We start from the raw sequence: 19,098 nt of genomic DNA, 5'->3' as shown, positions 1-19,098 counted from the left end.
CACAATCCCACCGTTTTGCCCACCTTGCTTGACGTGTGACATTTTCCCACTTATGGGAAACAAAAGTAACCTCGGACACGGCGCGGCCTGCGGGCGCCGATATCGCTACGGACCGCTCCATGACGCCTGCCCGATTCGACCTTGCGATCGCGGAAGCCTGCCGGATCGCCCAGGTTCCCTACGAGGCGTTCGTGTCGACGGTGATGGCGGGCGGCTATCCCTGCCTGCCGGGCGTGGCGCCCGGTTCGCCGCGCCGCTTCGACGAAACCGACCTGCTCGCGCTGTACATCTATGGCCGCCTGCTCGCCTTCGGTTTCGACGGCTTGCGCGCCGGCGAATATGCCTGCCGCGCGCATGCCGGCCTCATCGCCGAGCCACGCGCGAACTCGATCTCGATCGCGCTGACATCAGATGGCGGCAAGCGTGTCGTCATCGAGCAGGATCTGCAGCGGCCCGCAGCCGCGATGCTGCCCGAGCGGATCCATTTCGACATCCCCGCCATCAGGCGCCAGTTGCAGCTATCGACGGCCGGCAGCACCGCCGAGCCGGCCTGACGTTTCCCTCAGGACTCGTCATGCCCGGGCTTGTCCCGGGCATCCACGTCTTCAGCACCGCCGACCAGAAAGACGTGGATGGCCGGGACAAGCCCGGCCATGACGACATCTCACGACGCCTCGCGCCGTCACGGCGCGAGCGCGCCGCCATGCGCTCCGATGTCTCCTGCCGAAAAAGTTATCCACCGCCATACGTGGGACATAATCCCACATTTTAGTCCGATGCCATTGACGTGTGAATTTTTCCCACGTATCCAGAATCCATTCAGCAGGGAATCCGACGCAATGTCTCTTCGTTCGGCCCACGAATCCGGTCGGTTCGCCGTCACTACACTCCGCTTCACGCCGCAGGCCGCCTGCGGCCCGATCGAGCCGGTGTTTCCGGCGCTGCTGCGCTCGCTGGTGTTCGCCGCAGCGTTGGCGCTGCCGTTCATCGTCGCCCTGTTCGTCGCATGATCCGGATCGAGCCGCCCATGATTGGTCTGAACGCGCCGGCCCGGCGTCCGTCGGTGCTCCACATCTTCAAGGTCTACTACCCCGATTTGTTCGGCGGCACGCTGACCGTGATCCGCGACATCTGCGCCTCCCTGAAGGACACGTTCGACGCCGCCGTGCTGGTCTGCTCGCGCGCAGGCGGCGAGCGACAGATCGTGGTCAATGACGTTGCGGTCGAGCGCGTGCACTCGTTCGGCGACGTGCTGTCGCTGCCGGCCGCGCCGACCTATCCGTGGCGGCTGTGGCGCCGCATCGCCGAGCACGATCTGCTGGCGCTGCACGCCCCCTTCCCGCTCGCCGACCTGGTGTTCGCATTCGGGCTCGGCCGCGCGCGTCCGCTGGTCGTGCACTGGCACGCCGATATCGTCTCGCACGCGGCCTTGCGCTTTCTGGTCGAGCCGATGATGCGGCGAACCTTGCGCCGCGCCGCCGCGATCATCGTCTCCGATCCGGTGCTGATCGAAACCACGCCGCTGCTGCAGGAATTTGCCGACAAGTGCCACGCAGTTCCGTTCGGCGTCGATGTCGAGAAGTATGACCGGCCCGCCGCACAAGCCGACGACGTCAACGCCCGCGGCCGCCTCGTCCTCGCCTGCGGCCGGCTGGTGCCTTACAAGGGTTTTGACGTGCTGGTGCGCGCCGCCCACGCCCGCAATTTCGAGGTCTGGATCGTCGGCGAAGGCCGTGAGCGCGAGCATCTCGAGCAGCTGATCCGCGACTACGGCCTGCAGGATCGCGTCCGCCTGCTCGGCTCGGTGTCCGAGAGCGAACGCGTCAAGCTGATGCGTATCGCCGACGTCTTTGTAATGCCGTCGGTGACCAATGCGGAGACCTTCGGGCTGGCCCAGCTCGAGGCGATGGCGGCGTGCCGTCCGATCGTCAACACCGCGCTCGACACCGGCGTTCCGCATGTCGCCCGCGACGGCCTCGAGGCCATCACGGTGCCGCCCGGCGATCCCACAGCGCTTGCCGACGCCATCGAGACGTTGATCAACGATCCCGAGCGGCGCCGCCGCATGGGGCAGGCCGCGCGCCATCGCGCGATCACGAAATACTCAACCGCAGCCTTCAAGGAGGGAGTGGAGACGGTGTACCGCAAGGTCGTGACCGAAGAGGCCGCCGCAAAGGACGCAGGGTCACTAGCCCCAGCCCCGCGCCCCCGAACGGCCGGTCTCGTCGGCGCGATCCAGATCGCGGCAGCGCTGGCCTGGTCAGACGTCCGCCATCGCTACGTCCGCTCCCTCCTTGGACCCTTCTGGATGTCGATCCAGATGGCGATCATGGTGGCCGTGCTCGGCTCGGTCATCGGTCACCTCTCCAACGCCAGCGCGGTGGCGCGGCTGCCGATGCTGGCGGCGAGCCTCACCGCGTGGACCTTCCTCAACAGCGTCGTGCTCGACGCCACCACCGCGCTGCAGGGCTCGGCCAGCCTGATCAAGGATCGCGCGCTGCCGCCGGTGATCTTCCTGTTGCAATGTACCTTCCGGCAGGCGCTGTTCGCGGCTCACAATGCGGTCGTGCCGCTGGTCCTGTGGCTCGCGCTGACGCCGCGGGATGTCGGCGGCGCCATCGCCGCCCTGCCCGGCCTCGTCCTGTTCGTCATCTGCACGCTCGGCGCCAGCCTCGTGCTCGGCGCGCTGGCGACGCGCTACCGTGACATCAAGCCGATCATCGAGTCCTCGCTGACGCTGGCCTTCCTGGCCTCGCCGATCATCTGGACGCCTGAGATGATCGATCGCGGCTCTACCGTGATGCGGCTTAATCCGCTCACCCATCTGTTCGCGGTCTGGCGCGACCCGCTGGCATCGGGCCATGTCGCGACGACGAGCCTGATCTACGTGCTGGCCTGCCTTGCCGCGCTCGCGGTCGCGGCGACCGTGACGGTCGCTCGGTTGCGCAAAGCGGCATTCTGGATCTAGCACATGGCAAGCATCGACCTCCGCGACGTCTGCCTCGATTATCCGTTGTACGGCGCCTACGACTTCTCGCTGAAGCGCCGCCTGCTCGGCCGCCTGTTCCGCCAGACCAGCGAGATGCGCACCATCCGCGCGGTCGACAATATCTCGATCGAGGCGAAGGCCGGCGCCCGCATCGGCCTCGCCGGGCCGAACGGCTCCGGCAAGTCCACTTTGCTGCGGCTGATCGCCGGCGTGTTTCCGGCAACCAGCGGCGAGGTCGCGATTTCCGGCAACATCGTGCCGCTGCTTGGCCTCGGCGCCGGCGTCAATCTCGACTTCGTCGCGGCCGACAATATCAACCTGCTGCTGCGGATCTCAGGACGCAAGCCGACGCCGGCGATCCTGGACGAGATCTGGGCGTTCACGGAGCTGGAGGCGCGCATGCAGCGGCTGCCGCTGCGCATGTTCTCGTCGGGCATGCTGATGCGCGTGCTGTTCGCGACCGCGACCGCCTTTCCCGCCGATATCCTGCTGCTCGACGAATGGCTCAGCGTGGTCGACGAGAACTTCTCGGCCAAGGCCGAGCAGCGGCTGCGCAAGATGGTCGAGGCCGCGGCGATCGTGATCATCGCCTCCCACGACCAGGGGCTGCTGCGCCGGACCTGCAACCGCATCATCAATCTCGATCACGGCCGCATCACCAGCAGCGTTGCGCTGGATCCGCCCGTCCCGCATCACCTCGAGCTCAGAGAAATAACCGCATGACAAAGATCCTGGTCGTCAGCGAGGCGCTCGGCGAACCCAACCACAAGCGCGGCATCTTCCATTTCACGCGTGAATTGATCCGCTCGCTGGCCGGTGACGGCCACGAGCTGACCTTGCTGGTCGAGACCACCCGCCGCTATCGCAAGCTGCGCCAGCGCCAGCAACGCACCAGGTTGCTGCCCGACGGATCGCGGCTGATCGAGCTGCTCGCGCTCTATCGTTTCCTCGACGAGGCCGACATGAATGCGCCGGTCATGCGCAGCAGCGGTGGCCTGCGCCGCACCGTCGACTGGTTCCGCAGCAAGCTGCGCGCCGCGACCTCGCTGGAATTCGCGGTCAGCTTCCTGCGCGCGGTCCATCTGCTGCCGGCCGGCGTCAGCCTGATCGAGAACCATGCCGACGGCCTCGAATACATCCCGACCGATTTGCGTCATCTCAGGCTGTTCGGCGACTTCCTGCTCGAGCCCGGCTTCTACAGCTATCAGGACACCTCGGCGCTGCTGCGGCTGCCGCCGCCGCGGGTCGATGCCCGCGGCTACGACATCATCCTCGTCGATACGCCGACGCGGGTCGCGATCCAGCGCAAGCGCGGCGCCAAGGTGATCTGCGTCGTGCACGACCTGCTGCCGCTCACCGACCTCAAGCTCAGCGACGTCGCGACCCGGCTGTTCCTGTCGCGCCTGTTCACCAGCCTGCAGCAGGCCGACGAGCTCGCCTTCGTCTCGAACTACAGCCTGGGCCGGTTCCGCGCTTTGCTGCCGCAGTTCGCGCATCTGCCGGCGCGGGTGGTCTACCCCCGCACCAGGTTCGATGCACAGGCGCTGCCGGCGACCGGTGCGCCGGGCGGACGGCCGTACTTCGTCGTGATCGTCTCCGCCGAGCCGCGCAAGAACCTCGCTGCGGTCATCCGCGCCTTCCGCAAATTGCCGCAGGCCGATCTCGTCGTGATCGGCTACACCGGCGCCCCCAGCCTGACCCGCAATGCGCCGCCCAACGTCCGCTTTTCCGGCTATGTCGAGGAGCACGAGAAGGCGGCCCTGATCGCCGATTCCCATGGCCTGATCATGCCGAGCCTCGCCGAAGGCTTTGGCGTCCCGATCATCGAGGCGCTGGCCGTCAACACGCCGGTGCTGTGCTCCGACATCGCCGTGTTCCATGAGGTCGCGGGTGAGCTCGCCGATTATTTCGACCCGTTCTCGATCGAGTCGATCGGCGCCTCGGTGACGCGGGTCCTGGCCGAGCAAGAGCAATGGCGCAACAAGATCCGCGCGCAGCGGACCCAGCTCGCCGAACGCTTCGGCCACCACACCCAGGCGCGCGACCTGCTGTACCATCGGGTCGTCGCGGACGCCGTGGCCGCCGTGCCGGCGCCGTCTCCTGCGATCGCCGCATTCAACGGCGCCACCGTGTAAGCCGATCATGACCACCGAATCCCACGCGTTCGGCGGCGGCGCCGAGCCCACACTGCGATGGCGCGATCGCGCTCGTGCCTGCTCCGGCTCAATCGCCTATGTCCGCACGACCGACATCCTGATCGTGCTCGCAGCGGCCTCGCTGCCGTGGTCGACGACGGCGCTTGCCGTCTTCATGCTGCTGTGGCTCGTCGCCGTGATCCCGACCATCGACTGGGAGCAGTTCATTCTCGACCTCGCGCAGCCGGCCCTCGCATTGCCGATCGCGCTGGTCGCGCTCGCGGTGCTCGGCGTCGCATGGTCGGAGACCGGCTGGGCCGAACGGCTGCAAGGCATCAAGCCGCTCGGCAAGCTGCTGCTGCTGCCGTTCCTGCTCGGCTATTTCCAGCGCTCGCAGCGCGGGCTCTGGGTGTTCTTGGCTTTCCTGACGTCGTGCACGCTGCTGATGATCCTATCCTGGATCGTGCTGGCGCTGCCGCAGCTCAAGCTCGCGCACACGGCGTCCGACGGCGTGCCAGTCAAGAACTACCTCGACCAGAGCCAGGAATTCGTGCTGTGCGCCTTCGTGCTGATGCTGCCGGCGTTGACGGCGCTGCGGGCCCGGCAATGGCGCATCGCGGCCGGCGCCATCGTGCTGATCCTGCTGTTCGTCGTCAACATGCTCTACGTCGTCTCGGCGCGGACCGCGCTGGTCACCATGCCGGTCTTGCTGATCCTGTTCGCCTCGCTGCATCTGTCCCGCCGCGCCACCCGGCTGCTGTTCGCCGCTGTCGCGCTGGCGAGCCTGCTGGTGTGGACGACGTCACCCTATCTGCGCCAGCGCATCGCCGACGTCGGCGTCGAGTATCGCGCGCACGATACGTCCGGGATCGCCTCCACCGCGCAGCGCCTGACCTATTGGCGGAAGTCGGTGAAATTTATCACCGAGGCGCCGCTATTTGGGCACGGCACTGGCTCGATCAGGCACCTGTTTAAGCTGGATGCAGCCGGGAAAACCGGCCTGGAAACCGAGGTGATCAACAACCCGCACAACCAGACCTTCAATGTCGCGATCCAGTGGGGGCTCGTTGGCATCCTGCTGCTGTACGCGATGTGGATCAGCCACATCCGCCTGTTCGCCGGCCGCGATCTCGCGACCTGGATCGGCCTCGCCATCGTCGTGCAGAACATCACGAGCTCGCTGCTGAACTCGCATCTGTCCGATTTTCACGAAGGCTGGATGTATGTGATCGGCGTCGGCGTCGCCGGCGGCATGGCGCTGCGCGCCCGCCGGCCGGAGAAGCTGCTCAAGGGCCGCGACGCGGCGCAGTGAAGCTACGCATTTCAGCGCCCCACCTTGGCGCTTCCAGTCAAAAATGACGCCATAAGCGGTCCAATCGGACCTTTTCCGCCCGCCGCCTCTCGCTAGTGTTTCAGAAACAAGAAACGCGAGCGGGACAGAACTCACCCTGAGCGAACGGCCGAGTCGCGTCACGCACTCGGGCATCATGCCCACGTGTGCTTCGCGGCGCCCGTCCAACGCAGCAAATGCAGCGCCGTCTCCGACGGCCCCGCATGCTGTTCGCGTGGAACGCTCCCAACCCTCTCCAAGCAAAGCGAACAGTGGAAAAAAGGGAGGGTCATGATGAGCGAACTCGAGCGCCGCACCATACGCAAGATCACATGGCGGCTGATTCCGTTCTTGATGCTGTGTTACCTAATTGCGTTTCTGGATCGCACCAACGTCGCCTTTGCGCATGTGTCCATGGTTGCCGATCTCAAGATGTCCGATGCCGCCTTCGGGTTGGGAGCCGGCGTCTTTTTCCTCGGCTATTTTCTGGTGGAGGTCCCCTCCAACATATTGCTGCAGCGCTTCGGCGCGCGGCGTTGGATCGCGCGCATCATGATCTCATGGGGCATCGTGTCGGGGGCTTTCGCCTTCATTCCGCAGATCGCGGCTGTGACCGGAACGTCGAACGAGCGGGTCTTCCTCGTGCTTCGCTTCCTGCTCGGCCTGGCGGAAGCCGGGTTCTATCCCGGCATCATCTTTTACCTCACGATGTGGTTTCCCAAGGTCTATCGCGCGCGGATCGTCGGCTTCTTCATGGTCGGGATTCCATTGTCGGCGTTCATCGGTGCGCCGCTGTCGGGCTTCCTCCTCAACATCGAGAGCCATGGCCTGACCGGATGGCAATGGCTGTTCATCTACGAAGCGTTGCCGTCAGTCATTCTGGGACTTGCCACGCTGATCGTGTTGCCCGACTTCCCCAACGGCGTGAGGTGGCTCGCGGACGACGAACGGGACTGGATCATCGACAGTCTGCGTAACGAGGCGGCCGCAACCGAACACTCGGCTGGCCATGGCGGTTTCCTGACGGCGATGCTCAATCCGCTGATCCTGCAGCTTTCGTTCGTCTATTTCCTCAGCCAGGCTGCCGGCTATTCTGCCGGCCTGTTCCTGCCCGGCATCGTCGCCAAGTTCGGCTACGACAACACAACGACCGGTTGGCTGCTCTCGATCCCGCCAATCTTCGGCATCGTCGGCATGCTGGCCGTGGCCCGCAGCTCGGATCGCCGCCGCGAGCGCAAGCTTCATCTGGCACTCTGCTTCGCCCTCGTTGGCATCGGCTTGACCGGCGCAGGTCTGGCTGCCAGCCACATCGCAGTATTGCTGATTTTCGTCTCGATCTTTGCGATCGGAAGTTCGGCCCTGACGCCGGTGTTCTGGACGATTCCGCCAACCCTGCTCAAACCCGGCGTTCTGGCGGCGGGAATTGCGGCGGTCAATTCCCTGGGGGCGTTGGGCGGCTTCGTGGGTCCGACCGTCTTCGGCTATGTGAAGGAAGCGACGGGATCCGCCCCGTACGGACTGATGATCGGCGGCGCGGCCGCCTTCGTCAGCGCGTTGATGGTCCTGATGTTCAGGGTCCGGCAGGAGGCGCCGGCAGCCACCCCCTCCCAGGTCGCCGCGGTCACCGGATGAAGGACCGATCCGCGCCGGTCGAAGCCCAATTCGCCCGGCGCGGAGCCGCTTATGGTGCCCCTGCCATCTTGTATGCCAATTGCGGAAACGAAAAAGGCGATGGACAACCACATTTCAGGAAGCTCTACATCGCTTGAGCGCGTCAAGCACAGCGTTACTCAGCTCGCTCGTTGCTCGAGCCTGCTCGCGGCCTATGCGCAGCTTGACGATGAACAGCAACGCGATCTGATCGGATATGTCAGATACCTCGTGGATCACCAATGCAAAGCGGGTAGACGGAGATATCGTCCCCGATTTCCTGCCTGGTCAAATGGAGTTGCCGACTTGCCGAGGCCGCTGCTCACCACAGCAATCCATCGGAATCATTGAATCGGCTCGCTCACGTCGAGATTCATTGATGCCGATAGCACTTCCCGACTTCGATCAGCGCATTTACTTGCCGCAACGTATCATTGCTATCGTCGAGGCGTTGGCCGAAGAGCAAATTGGCCCCGACCAGGCCCTTGAGGGAAGCGGTCTCGAACCGCGCGATCTCGAGAAGGTCGCCTTGCGAATTTCCTACCGTCAGGTCATTGCCGTGTTTCGCAATGCCCTGCGGTGGTCTCGCAATCCTTCTATCGCGCTGAATGCAGGTCAGCGCATGCATATCACCGCTTACGGCATGTACGGCTATGCGCTGCAAAGCAGCCGAAGCCGCCGGGACGCCATCGAGTTCTCCCGCAAGTACAGTCCCGTCATCGGCGGCGTGACCCACACGAGCTACTCCGAGGACGGCGGCACCGCCTGCCATCCGACGGTCGTCGTCATCTCGCAGGACACGCTGAGCGATCTCTATCGCTTTGCATTGGAATTCGGCCTTGCCGCGCACCTGACGATTCTCCGGGACTTGCATCAGGCGTTCCGCTTGTCCCGCGTCGATATCGTCTGTCCGCCCCCTGCCCATGCCGCAGCCTATGCGCGTGTCTTTCAATGTCCGGTGATGTTCGATCAGCCAATCAACCAGCTTCGATACGATGCGGCGTTGCTTGATGAACCGATCGCGCTGGCGGATCGCGTGACCCACGCCATGGCTCATGAAGCGTGCGCGCGATTGCTCGGAGACATTGATGAAGCCGACGACTGCGCGGCTGCCGTCCGCCAGAACCTCTTGCGGTCACCCGGCCAATTCCCGAGCCTTGAGGCGATGTCGGACTCGCTGTCCCTCAGTCCACGCCGGCTGCGCCGCAAACTCGATGCCGAGCAGACCTCCTACCGCGACATCGTCGCCGAGGTCCGCAAGATTTTGGCGATCAAGTATCTGCGCGAAACGCGCCTGACCCATGAAGAGATCGCAAGCCGCCTCGGTTATAGCGACGGCGCCAATTTCCGCCGGGCGTTCATACGATGGACCGGAAAGAACCCGTCGCAATTCCAGGGCAGAACCGAAACGGCATGACCGGGCCGTTGACGGAGACTCCGCCGGAGGGCCCATGGTGCGATCGGCACCTGGCTTTCCCTGCACCCTCTGTTCGAGAGAGGGCGGAGTGAAAAGCAACGCTCGGACACGTAGTGCCGCGAGAATGGTGAAGTATCGCTCGCGAGCCGCGCAAACACATTCAGCGTCGTCCCTGCGAAAGCAGGGACCCATAACTACAAATGCTGATTGTTGCCTGATGCTGGAACGACGATTCCCTTCAACAATATCCGCCGCGGCGTATGGGTCCCTGCTCCCGTGCGCAATTGCGCACTAGGCAGGGACGACAGTGGTATTGCGGCGCGAGCAACGCCTCCCCCCAATCGCCCTACCGCGTCGCGTCGTGCCCGACCTCACCCGTGATGACGTCGCCGAACAGCTCCCAGGCTTCGCCGTTGAACCGCATCAACTGCATCTGCTCGATCGGGTAGTAGTCGTCGGGCGAGGTGTTGACCATGATGCCCGGCAGCATCAGGTCGGAGTGGAAGTTCTTCAAACTGGCGGCCTGCTTCATGACGTTCTCGCGCGTGAGATTGTCGCCGCATTGCTTCAAGACCTGCACCATGGCCTCCGACTGCACATAGCCATAGACGTTGTTGAAATTGGCCTTGTCCCCCTCGGGATAGTATTTGTCCATAAAGCCGCGCCACTTCACGACCGCGGGGTCCTTGTCCCAGGTTGGGTCGGTCGGATCCTTCAGGTACTGGGTCGAGATGATGCCCTTGGCATATTCGAGCCCCGCCGGCTTCAGCACCGAGGCGACCGTGGTCGCGGTGTTGGCGAGGAAGAACTTCGGCTTCCAGCCGAGCTCGCCCACCTTGCGGATCGCCTGCGCCGATCCCTTCGGCGCCGCCCAGGAGAAGAAGATGTCGGCGCCGGAATCGTGCAGCGCGACGATCTGCGAATCGATCGAAGGATCGGAGACCTCGTAGGACTTGTCGGCGATGATCATGCCCGCTCTGTCGCCGAGCCCGTCCTTCAGGCCCTTGAACTGATCCTTGCCGGCGTCGTCATTCTGCCAGAACACCGCGATCTTGCTGTCGGGGAATTTGTCGCGAATGTATTTCGCATAGATGCGCCCCTCGCTCTGGTAGTTGGGCTGAAAGCCCATCGTCCAGGGGAAGTTCTTGGGGTCGCCGAATTTGGTGCCGCCGGAGGCGACGAACAATTGCGGCACCTTCTTGGCATTCATGTATTTCATGATTGCCGAATTCGACGGCGTGCCGAGTGCCTGGAAGATCAGCAGCACCTCGTCGCTCTCGACCAGCTTGCGCGCCTGCTCGATGGCTTTCGGCGGCGAATAGGCATCGTCGTAGCTGATGAAGGTGATCTTGCGGCCATTGATGCCGCCCTGCTCGTTGATCATCTTGAAGAACGCGGTCTCGGTCTTGCCGATCACGCCGTAGGACGACGCCGGGCCGCTATACGGCATGATGTTGCCGATCTTGATTTCGCCATCACTTGCGCCGGGGTCGTATTTCTTCTGCGCGGTGGCCGAGGTCGTGATCAATGCGGCACTTGCGAAGGCCACGATCGCGCCAATATATCCAGAACGAGCCGGCATCGTTTTCTCCCCGATTTTTGTCGTGGTTTTGACGGCAAGTCTCGCAAGAGACGCATGTGCTGGCAAGCGCTGGGTTTTTCCGTTGGGCGAAACGGCATTGTTGCCCGGCGCTATTTATGATTGAAGTCGATCTGGGGATCACGAGTCGAGGCGTTCTGATTGCGTAAACCGGACATTCGTACCGGTCCGCGGCATCCGCGTATTGCGGCCGCGGGCTATGAGATCACGCGCCGCCTCAGCGAACGTGCGTTGGCGAAGCGTGGCCTGCACAAGGCCAATGGCGAGTTCGCGCAGCGCACGATCGCCTCGATCCGCGAAAGGCTGCAGCGCGGCGAGACCGTCTACATCGCCGGCCTGGCCTGCCCCGGCACGCACAACACCGGCGTCGCGCTGGTCGAGGTCACCCAGAAGGACGGACCGCGCCTGATCGTCAACAACGAGGAAGAGCGCTTTTCCGGAAACAAACACACCAATGAGTTTCCGCAACACGCGCTCGACGACATGCGCAAGGTGCTGCAACGGATGGGCCGCGACATCGGCGACATCGCGGCCTTCGTCACCACGTGGGACTATCCGGCCCTGCTGGCGATGCTGATCCGCACCTCGCTCGAGGAAGCGCCGGCCAGCATCAAACTGCTGCGCGCGCCGATCGCGCCGGCGATCAACTTGCGCCAGATGGACCAGGTGCGGCGCATCTCGCGCAAGCTGGGCAGGACGTACGGGCTTGGCGAACAGCTGCCGCTGATCTGCATGCCGCATCACGACAATCACGCCTGGTACTCATTCACCGCATCGCCGTTCGCCGATGTGCGCGAGCGTGTCGCGATTGCGGTGCTCGACGGCACCGGCGACGTCGGCTCGATTTCGCTCTATGTCGCCGAGAACGGCGAGATGAAGCGGCTCTATTGCAATGAGAGCCTGTTCGATTCGCTCGGCGCCTTCTACACCGTGATCTCGTCGAGCCAGGGCGGCTGGACCTGGCTCTCCAGCGAGGGCCGCTACATGGGCGCCGCCGCCTGGGGCGACATGAACCGCGCCACCAATCCCTATTATCGGCGCCTCAAGGCGGTGCTGCAGCTCGGGCCCAATGGCAGCGTGCAGCTCAATCGCGCGATGGCCAATTGGTACGCCGACCCCGCCGACACTCCCTATCATCAGCCGCTGATCGATATTCTCGGTCCGCCGCTACGGCCCGACCAGCTCTGGAATCCGGACGCCGTGCTGCGCGTCGAGGATATCAATCACCGCGCCGACACCAAGGACCGCGTCGACAAGGCGGCCGCGACGCAATTGGTATTCGAGGACGCGATGATCCATGTCATCGATCATCTGCTGCGCATCACCGGCACCGACCGCCTGGTGCTGACCGGCGGCGTGGCGCTGAATGCGCTCGGCAATATGCGGCTGCTCGAGCACTTTGACGAAGCGTGGTTCGAACGCGCGCAGCAGCGCAAGACGCGGCTGCATATGTGGGTGCCGCCGGTGCCCGGCGATCCCGGTGTGCCGATCGGAGCGGCCTGGCTGTTCGCGCATATGGCGGGCGCTGCGCGCGGTGCGCCGTTGTCGCACGCATTCTATTGCGGCCTGCCGCCCTCGAACGCCGACATCACCGCGGCGCTGCGCGCCGACGACGTCGCCTCCACCGAGATCGGCAATGTCGCGACGTCGGAAGGACGCGATGCGGTTGCCGATCTGATGGCTTCCATGGTGGCGCAAGGCGGCGTGATCGCGATCTATCAGGGCGCAGCGGAAACCGGCCCGCGCGCGCTCGGCCATCGCTCGATCCTCGCCAATCCCTGCGATCCCGAGGTGCGCGAGCGGCTCAACGAGCGCGTGAAGTATCGCGAAGCGATCCGGCCACTGGCGCCGATGGCGACGCTGCAGGCCGCGCGCGACTATTTCGAGCTGGAAGACGGCGCATCCGACGCCGACTACAACGCCTACAATTACATGGTGCTGACGGCGCATTCGAAGCCGGAGGCGCGCGCGAAGATTCCCGCCGTGGTGCATGCCGACGGCACCGGCCGCATCCAGATCGTGCGCGAGGCCGACGATCCCCTCACCCATGCCTATCTGAAGGCGCTCGGCCGCCATATCGGCGTCGAGATGTCGGTCAACACGTCGTTCAATGTCGCGGGGCCGATCGCGCAGACGCCGGCGCAAGCGATGGACACGCTGCGCCGCTCCAGGGGGCTCGATGCCGTGGTGCTGGTCGCCGACGACGGCACGACTTATGCCGCCTGGCACGGCGGCGAGCGCGACAGCGGACGCTTCACCGGCTGGTATGCGGCGTGGAAGCAGGCGCGCGGCTGAACCAGATCAAGACGCGCCCGTCGATCAGGAGCAGTGCGCTGGCGATCACGAGCGCGCCGATCACCTCGCGCGGCGCGACCGGCTCGCCGAGCACGAGATATCCGAGCAGCATCGCGGTGACCGGAAGCAGCAGCGTCACCAGCATCACGTTTGTCGCGCCGGAGCGCTGCAGGATCTGAAAGAACACGATGTAGGCCAGCGCCGTCGAAAGCGCCGCGAGCCCGAGCACGGCGAGCCACGTGGTCGGATGCGGCATCGGCAGCAGCCAGGGTCGCTCGGCCACACCGGCGACGACCGCCATCATCACGCTGGAGGCCATCATCTGGAACGTCGCCGTGCCCAAGGGCGGCACGCGCTGCGGCAGCCGCCGCCCGACCAGCGCCGCGATGCCGTAGCTGAAGGCGCCGGCGAGGCACAGCAGGATGCCGATGCCCTGCCGGCTCTCGAAGCCGAGCGCATCACCATGCAGGATCGCGACCCCGATCAGCCCGACCACCACGCCCGCCACGCGGCGCGCCTGCAGCCGCTCCTCGCCGGCCACCGCCATCACGACCACCGCAAACAGCGGCGTCGTCGCATTGAGGATCGAGGCCAGCCCGCTCGGAATATAGGTTTGACCGAACACGATCAGCGAGAACGGCAGCGCGTTGTTGAACAGCCCCATCGCGGCGAACGGCGCCCAGCCGGCCAGGCCGCGCGGGAATTCGATCTTCCGGGCCCGCAGCAGCGGCAGCAGGATGAGCGCGCCGAGCACGACGCGCAGTAGCACCAAGGTCAGCGGCGGCAATTCGCGCAGGATCACGCCGTTGAAGAAGAACGAGCCGCCCCACAGCACCGACAGAAAGAGAAGCAGCCCCCAGTCGCGGCGATCGATCCTGTTGTCGGCGGAAGGCATGGCGGGCACTCATCTGCGCTGGCGCAGATGCCTAGCCGGGCGCGGCGGCGATGACCACCCGATTTCCGTGAATGGCGGCTCTGCCTATTTCGGCCGCGACACGATCTCGATCATCTGGCCTTCGTCGCCATCGGGCGCGTGGGCCTTGGCCTTGTCGTAGGCGTTGAGCGCGGCGCGGCTGACGGGCACGCCGGGCAGCAGCGTCTCGGCAAGCCGCACCGCGTAGTCGGCATCCTTGTGGCGCAGCGCCGCCGTGAAGGATGCGCCGGAGAAATTACGGTCGATCATCCGCTTGCTGTGGCGGATGATCTGCGGGCTCGCGATCGCGCCGGTCGCCAGCGCCTCGGCGACCAATTGCATGTCGAGGCCGGCCTGCTCGGCGATCGCAACGCCCTCGGCGAGGCTTGCGATCTGCACCGCGCCGATCAGATTGTTGATCAGCTTGAACACGGTGCCGGTGCCGACCGCGCCGAAATGGCGGATCGTGCTGCCGATCGGCGCGAGGAACGGCCGTGCCTTCTCGAGATCAGCGGCATCGGCGCCCACCAGCAGCGTCAGCTTGCCCGCGGCCGCCGCTTCGGGGAGCCCGGTGACCGGGCAATCGATGTAGATCAGGCCGCGGCTGTCGAGCTCGCGCGCCATATCCAGCGTGTGCTGATACGAAACCGTGGAGCATTCGATCGCGAGCGTGCCGGCCTTCATGGTGGCGGCGGCGCCGTCCCGGGTCAGCCAGACCGCGCGCGATGCCTCGTCGTCGGCGACCATCGTCACGACGGCATCGGCATCGATCGCGGCATCCTCCGGCGAAGTCGCCCACAGCGCGCCGCGCGCGATCAGATCCTCGGCCTTGGCCTTGCTCCGGTTCCATACCGCGACGGTGAAGCCGGCATCGAGGTAACGGCCGGCCATGCCGTGGCCCATGCGTCCCAATCCGATGAAAGCGACGCGTGTCATGGGCTAATCCACATCCTCGACGGAGCCGGGCCCGGTGCCGAAGGCACGCTGCGCCAGCGTTGCCGCCATGAATTCATCGAGATCGCCGTCGAGCACCCCCGAGGTGTCGGAGGTCTGCACGCCGGTGCGCAAATCCTTCACCATCTGGTAGGGCTGCAACACGTAAGAGCGGATCTGGTGACCCCAGCCGATATCGGTCTTGGCGGCCTGATCGGCAGCGGCCTGCTCCTCGCGCTTCTTCAGCTCGATCTCGTAAAGCCGCGCGCGCAGCATGTCCCAGGCCTGCGCCCGGTTCTTGTGCTGGGAGCGGCCGGCCTGGCAGACCACCGCGATGCCGGTCGGGATGTGCGTCAGGCGCACCGCCGACTCGGTCTTGTTGACGTGCTGACCGCCGGCGCCGCCCGATCGCATGGTGTCGGTGCGGACATCGGACTCCTTGATCTCGATCTTGATCGAGTCGTCGATGACCGGGAAAATCTGCACCGACGAAAACGAGGTGTGCCGCCGCGCGTTGGAATCGAACGGCGAGATGCGCACCAGGCGATGCACGCCGGCCTCGGTCTTCAGCCAGCCATAGGCGTTGTGGCCGGAGATCTGGATGGTGGCGGACTTGATGCCGGCCTCTTCACCCTGCTGCTCCTCGAGGAATTCGATCTTGAAGCCGTGCTTCTCCGCCCAGCGCGTGTACATGCGCAGCAGCATCTGCGCCCAGTCCTGGCTCTCGGTGCCGCCGGCGCCGGCATGCACTTCGAGATAGGAATCGAACTTGTCGGCCTCGCCCGAGAGCAGCGCTTCCAGCTCACGCCGCGCGACCTCCTTCTTGAGATCCTTGAGCGCCTTCTCGGCCTCGGCGACCACGGCGGCATCGTTCTCAGCCTCGCCGAGCTCGATCATGCCGATATTGTCCTCGAGCTCGCGCTCGACCTTGCCGATGCCCGAGAGCGAGTCCTCCAGCGAGGTACGCTCCTGCATCAGCCGTTGGGCCTTCTGCGGATCGTTCCAGAGATTGGGATCTTCAGCGAGCTTGTTCAGCTCAGCGAGGCGTGCCGTCGATTGTTCGACGTCAAAGATGCCTCCTCAGCAGCCCGACTGACTGCTTGATCTCTTCAACAAGGCGTTCGATTTCCGCGCGCATGGTCTTTCAGGTGTTGGTGAAAAAGCTTGCCGGGGATGTAACGACCGGCGCGGCAAAGCGCAATCGGCTTGGCCACGCTATCCCGGCGATTCGGCCGAAACGACCGCTAGTACAACCCCCCGGTTCCCGGCCGCATGAAGAAGCCGCCGTCGGGCTGTCCGCCACTCTGCGACGGCTGCGGGCCGGGCGCAGGGCCGCGGCCATCGGCATCGGCGACACCGATCACCGAGTAGTTGTCCGGCGGCGCGGTGCCCGGCTTGAAGGCTTCGAGGATGGTATTGCCGCTATCGCCAGGGCCGGCCCGCATGCCGGTCTTGGCGTCGACGCGGATCAGCTTGATGCCGGCCGGAACCTTGAACGGGGTCGGCGGCTTGTCGGCGAGCGCAAGCTTGAGGAAGTCGCGAGCGATCGGCGCGGCCACGTGACCGCCGGTGGCGGTGCGACCGAGATTGCGCGGCTTGTCGTAACCCATATAGACGCCGACCGCGAGGTCCGGCGAGAAGCCGACGAACCAGACGTCCTTCTCGTCATTGGTGGTGCCGGTCTTGCCGGCGATCGGCTTGCCGACCTCCTTGACGACGGTCGCGGTGCCGCGCTGGACCACGCCTTCCATCATCTCGGTGATCTGGTAGGCGGTCATCGGATCGAGCACCTGCTCGCGGCGGTCGACGAGCTGCGGCTCCGGCTGGCTCTTCCAGCCGCCCGGCGCGTCGCAGCCGCGGCATTCGCGGGTGTCGTGCTTGAAGATGGTATGGCCGTAGCGGTCCTGGATGCGATCGATCAGCGTCGGCTTCACACGACGGCCGCCATTGGCGAACATCGAATACGCCGTGACCATGCGCATGACCGTCGTCTCGCCGGCACCCAGCGCATACGACAAATAGTTCGGCAGTTCGTCATAAACGCCGAAGCGTTTTGCATACTCGCCGACCAGCGGCATGCCGATGTCCTGCGCGAGCCGCACCGTCACGGTGTTGAGCGAGCGCTGTAGCGCGTTGCGCAGCGTGGTCGGGCCGTAATACTTGCCGGTCGAATAGTTCTCCGGACGCCACACGCCGGCGCCCTGCCCCTGATCGATCTCGATCGGCGCATCGATCACGGTGGTCGACGGCGTATAGCCGTTGTCTAGCGCCGACGAGTACACGATCGGCTTGAACGACGAGCCGGGCTGCCGGTAGGCCTGCGTCGCGCGGTTGAACTGGCTCTGGTCGAACGAGAAGCCGCCGACCATCGCGAGCACGCGGCCGGTCCACGGATCCATCGCCACCATGGCGCCGGAGACCTCAGGCAATTGCCGCAGCCGGTACTGGCCCTCGACCGCCGTGCCCTCCTTGGTCACCAGCGGGTCGGCATAGATCACGTCGCCGGGCTGCAGCACCTGCGAAACCGCCGTCGGCGCCTTGCCCTTGCTCTTGGCCCAGCGCACGCCGTCCATCGTGATGATGCCGGTCTGCCGCTCCTTGCTGACCGCGCCGCCGAGCTCGCGGCCGGGCTGGAAGCCGATCCGCGCCGACTGATCGCTGGTCTCCAGCACGACCGCCATCCGCCACGGCGAGATGTCGGAGAGCGATTTGACGTCGGCAAGCTTGACGCCCCAGTCGCCGGAGACGTCGAGCTTGTGCACCGCCCCGCGCCAGCCCTGCGCCTCGTCGTAGTTGACGAGGCCGGCGACCATGGTCTTGCGCGCCATCACCTGGATCTTGGGATCCAGCGTGGTGCGAACCGACAGGCCGCCCTCGTAGAGCTTCTTTTCGCCGTAGCGCTCAAAGATGTCGCGGCGGACTTCCTCGGCGAAATATTCGCCGGCGAAGATGTGCGCGCCGTTCGAGCGGCTGGTGACGTTGAGCGGGTCCTTGCGCGCCTTGTCGGCGTCGGCCTGCTTGATCCAGCCGTTCTCCAGCAGGCGGTCGATCACATAGTTGCGGCGCTCGATCGCGCGGTCACGGTTGCGGACCGGATGCAGCGCGGCCGGCGCCTTCGGCAGCGATGCGAGATAGGACGCTTCGGCGATCGTCAACTCGTTGACCGACTTGTCGAAGTAGACCAGCGACGCGGCCGCGATGCCGTAGGCGCCGAGCCCGAGATAGATTTCGTTGAGGTACAGCTCGAGGATGCGATCCTTGGAATAGGCACGCTCGATGCGCATCGCCAGCAAGGCTTCCTTGATCTTGCGCGCGAACGAGACCTCGTTCGTCAGCAGGAAGTTCTTCGCGACCTGCTGGGTGATGGTCGAGGCACCCTGCGGGCGACGGTTGGAGCCGTAGTTCTGCGCGTAGAGGATCGCAGCGCGCGCCATGCCCTGATAGTCGATGCCGCCGTGCTCGTAGAAGTTCTTGTCCTCGGCGGCGAGGAACGCGTTGATCACGAGCTTCGGCACCGCCTGGATCGGTAGATAAAGCCGGCGCTCCTTGGAGTATTCGCCGAGCAGCGCGCCGTCGGCGGCGTGCACGCGGGTCATCACCGGCGGCTCATAGTCCTGGAGCTGCGAGTAGTCGGGCAGATCCTTGGAGAAATGCCAGATGGCGCCGGCGACGGCGGCGACACCGACCAGGAACACGACGGTTCCGGCGGCGAACAAGAAACCCATGAACCGCACGAGCAGGCGCATTATCGACGTTCCGTTCCTACCCTCCGGCGCCCAATCGTCAGAAGCGCCTGTCCAAAAGTGCGAAGCCTCACACAACGAAGGCTCACATAG

The 19,098-nt window shown here is 65.0% G+C and carries 14 protein-coding genes; 9 read left to right on the top strand and 5 right to left on the bottom strand.

Going from position 1 to position 19,098, the window contains the following annotated elements:
* Positions 1 to 119 precede the first annotated feature (119 nt).
* The 8 genes from ACOIX3_RS18870 to ACOIX3_RS18835 all read left to right on the top strand — a co-directional run bounded on the left by ACOIX3_RS18870 (position 120) and on the right by ACOIX3_RS18835 (position 9,521).
* A complete protein-coding gene (locus ACOIX3_RS18870; protein ID WP_420971335.1) occupies positions 120 to 554 on the top strand; it encodes a hypothetical protein in 435 nt (144 codons plus the stop codon).
* Between the two features lie 285 nt (positions 555 to 839).
* Positions 840 to 1,010: a hypothetical protein gene (locus tag ACOIX3_RS18865; protein WP_420971334.1), complete on the top strand. Its 171-nt coding sequence runs from the start codon at positions 840 to 842 to the stop codon at positions 1,008 to 1,010.
* Positions 1,011 to 1,027: 17 nt separating this feature from the next.
* Positions 1,028 to 2,968, top strand: coding sequence for a glycosyltransferase (locus tag ACOIX3_RS18860; protein WP_420971333.1), 1,941 nt, complete (start codon positions 1,028 to 1,030; stop codon positions 2,966 to 2,968).
* Between the two features lie 3 nt (positions 2,969 to 2,971).
* Positions 2,972 to 3,712 carry an ABC transporter ATP-binding protein gene (locus ACOIX3_RS18855; RefSeq protein ID WP_420971332.1) on the top strand — a complete coding sequence of 247 codons (741 nt, stop codon included), beginning with the start codon at positions 2,972 to 2,974 and terminating at the stop codon, positions 3,710 to 3,712.
* On the top strand, positions 3,709 to 5,124 hold the full coding sequence (locus tag ACOIX3_RS18850) for a glycosyltransferase family 4 protein (protein ID WP_420971331.1): 1,416 nt from the start codon (positions 3,709 to 3,711) through the stop codon (positions 5,122 to 5,124). Before ACOIX3_RS18855 ends, ACOIX3_RS18850 begins: the two co-directional genes overlap by 4 nt.
* Before the next feature lie 7 nt (positions 5,125 to 5,131).
* Positions 5,132 to 6,436: an O-antigen ligase family protein gene (locus ACOIX3_RS18845; protein WP_420971330.1), complete on the top strand. Its 1,305-nt coding sequence runs from the start codon at positions 5,132 to 5,134 to the stop codon at positions 6,434 to 6,436.
* A gap of 183 nt (positions 6,437 to 6,619) precedes the next feature.
* On the top strand, positions 6,620 to 8,086 hold the full coding sequence (locus ACOIX3_RS18840) for an MFS transporter (protein ID WP_420971329.1): 1,467 nt from the start codon (positions 6,620 to 6,622) through the stop codon (positions 8,084 to 8,086).
* A gap of 397 nt (positions 8,087 to 8,483) precedes the next feature.
* A complete protein-coding gene (locus ACOIX3_RS18835) occupies positions 8,484 to 9,521 on the top strand; it encodes an AraC family transcriptional regulator (protein ID WP_420971327.1) in 1,038 nt (345 codons plus the stop codon).
* Between the two features lie 346 nt (positions 9,522 to 9,867).
* Here the strand turns inward: ACOIX3_RS18835 and ACOIX3_RS18830 are convergent, their stop codons facing one another.
* A complete protein-coding gene (locus ACOIX3_RS18830; protein WP_420971326.1) occupies positions 9,868 to 11,103 on the bottom strand; it encodes an ABC transporter substrate-binding protein in 1,236 nt (411 codons plus the stop codon).
* 159 nt (positions 11,104 to 11,262) lie between these two features.
* Here ACOIX3_RS18830 and ACOIX3_RS18825 point away from each other — a divergent pair, with 159 nt between their 5' ends.
* Positions 11,263 to 13,416 (top strand): carbamoyltransferase C-terminal domain-containing protein, encoded by a 2,154-nt coding sequence (locus ACOIX3_RS18825; protein WP_420971325.1) that lies wholly within the window; start codon positions 11,263 to 11,265, stop codon positions 13,414 to 13,416.
* Here the strand turns inward: ACOIX3_RS18825 and ACOIX3_RS18820 are convergent.
* From ACOIX3_RS18820 to ACOIX3_RS18805, 4 genes are all read right to left on the bottom strand, one after another.
* Positions 13,376 to 14,311, bottom strand: coding sequence for a DMT family transporter (locus ACOIX3_RS18820; protein ID WP_420971324.1), 936 nt, complete (start codon positions 14,309 to 14,311; stop codon positions 13,376 to 13,378). The genes ACOIX3_RS18825 and ACOIX3_RS18820 overlap by 41 nt on opposite strands.
* 84 nt (positions 14,312 to 14,395) lie before the next feature.
* On the bottom strand, positions 14,396 to 15,265 hold the full coding sequence (locus tag ACOIX3_RS18815) for an NAD(P)-dependent oxidoreductase (protein ID WP_420971323.1): 870 nt from the start codon (positions 15,263 to 15,265) through the stop codon (positions 14,396 to 14,398).
* 3 nt (positions 15,266 to 15,268) lie between these two features.
* Positions 15,269 to 16,400 (bottom strand): peptide chain release factor 2 gene (prfB, locus tag ACOIX3_RS18810; RefSeq protein ID WP_223967877.1). Its coding sequence is split into 2 segments (ribosomal slippage): positions 15,269 to 16,330 and positions 16,332 to 16,400, totalling 1,131 coding nucleotides; the frame shifts between segments, so codons are not numbered across the junction.
* A gap of 106 nt (positions 16,401 to 16,506) precedes the next feature.
* Positions 16,507 to 19,008, bottom strand: coding sequence for a penicillin-binding protein 1A (locus ACOIX3_RS18805; RefSeq protein ID WP_420971322.1), 2,502 nt, complete (start codon positions 19,006 to 19,008; stop codon positions 16,507 to 16,509).
* Positions 19,009 to 19,098: the final 90 nt, after the last annotated feature.

Source organism: Bradyrhizobium sp. B120 (genome assembly GCF_049075665.1).
Lineage (GTDB): Bacteria > Pseudomonadota > Alphaproteobacteria > Rhizobiales > Xanthobacteraceae > Bradyrhizobium.
The sequence above is the reverse complement of the archived record's forward strand: the minus strand, read 5'-3'. Positions and strand labels throughout refer to the sequence as shown.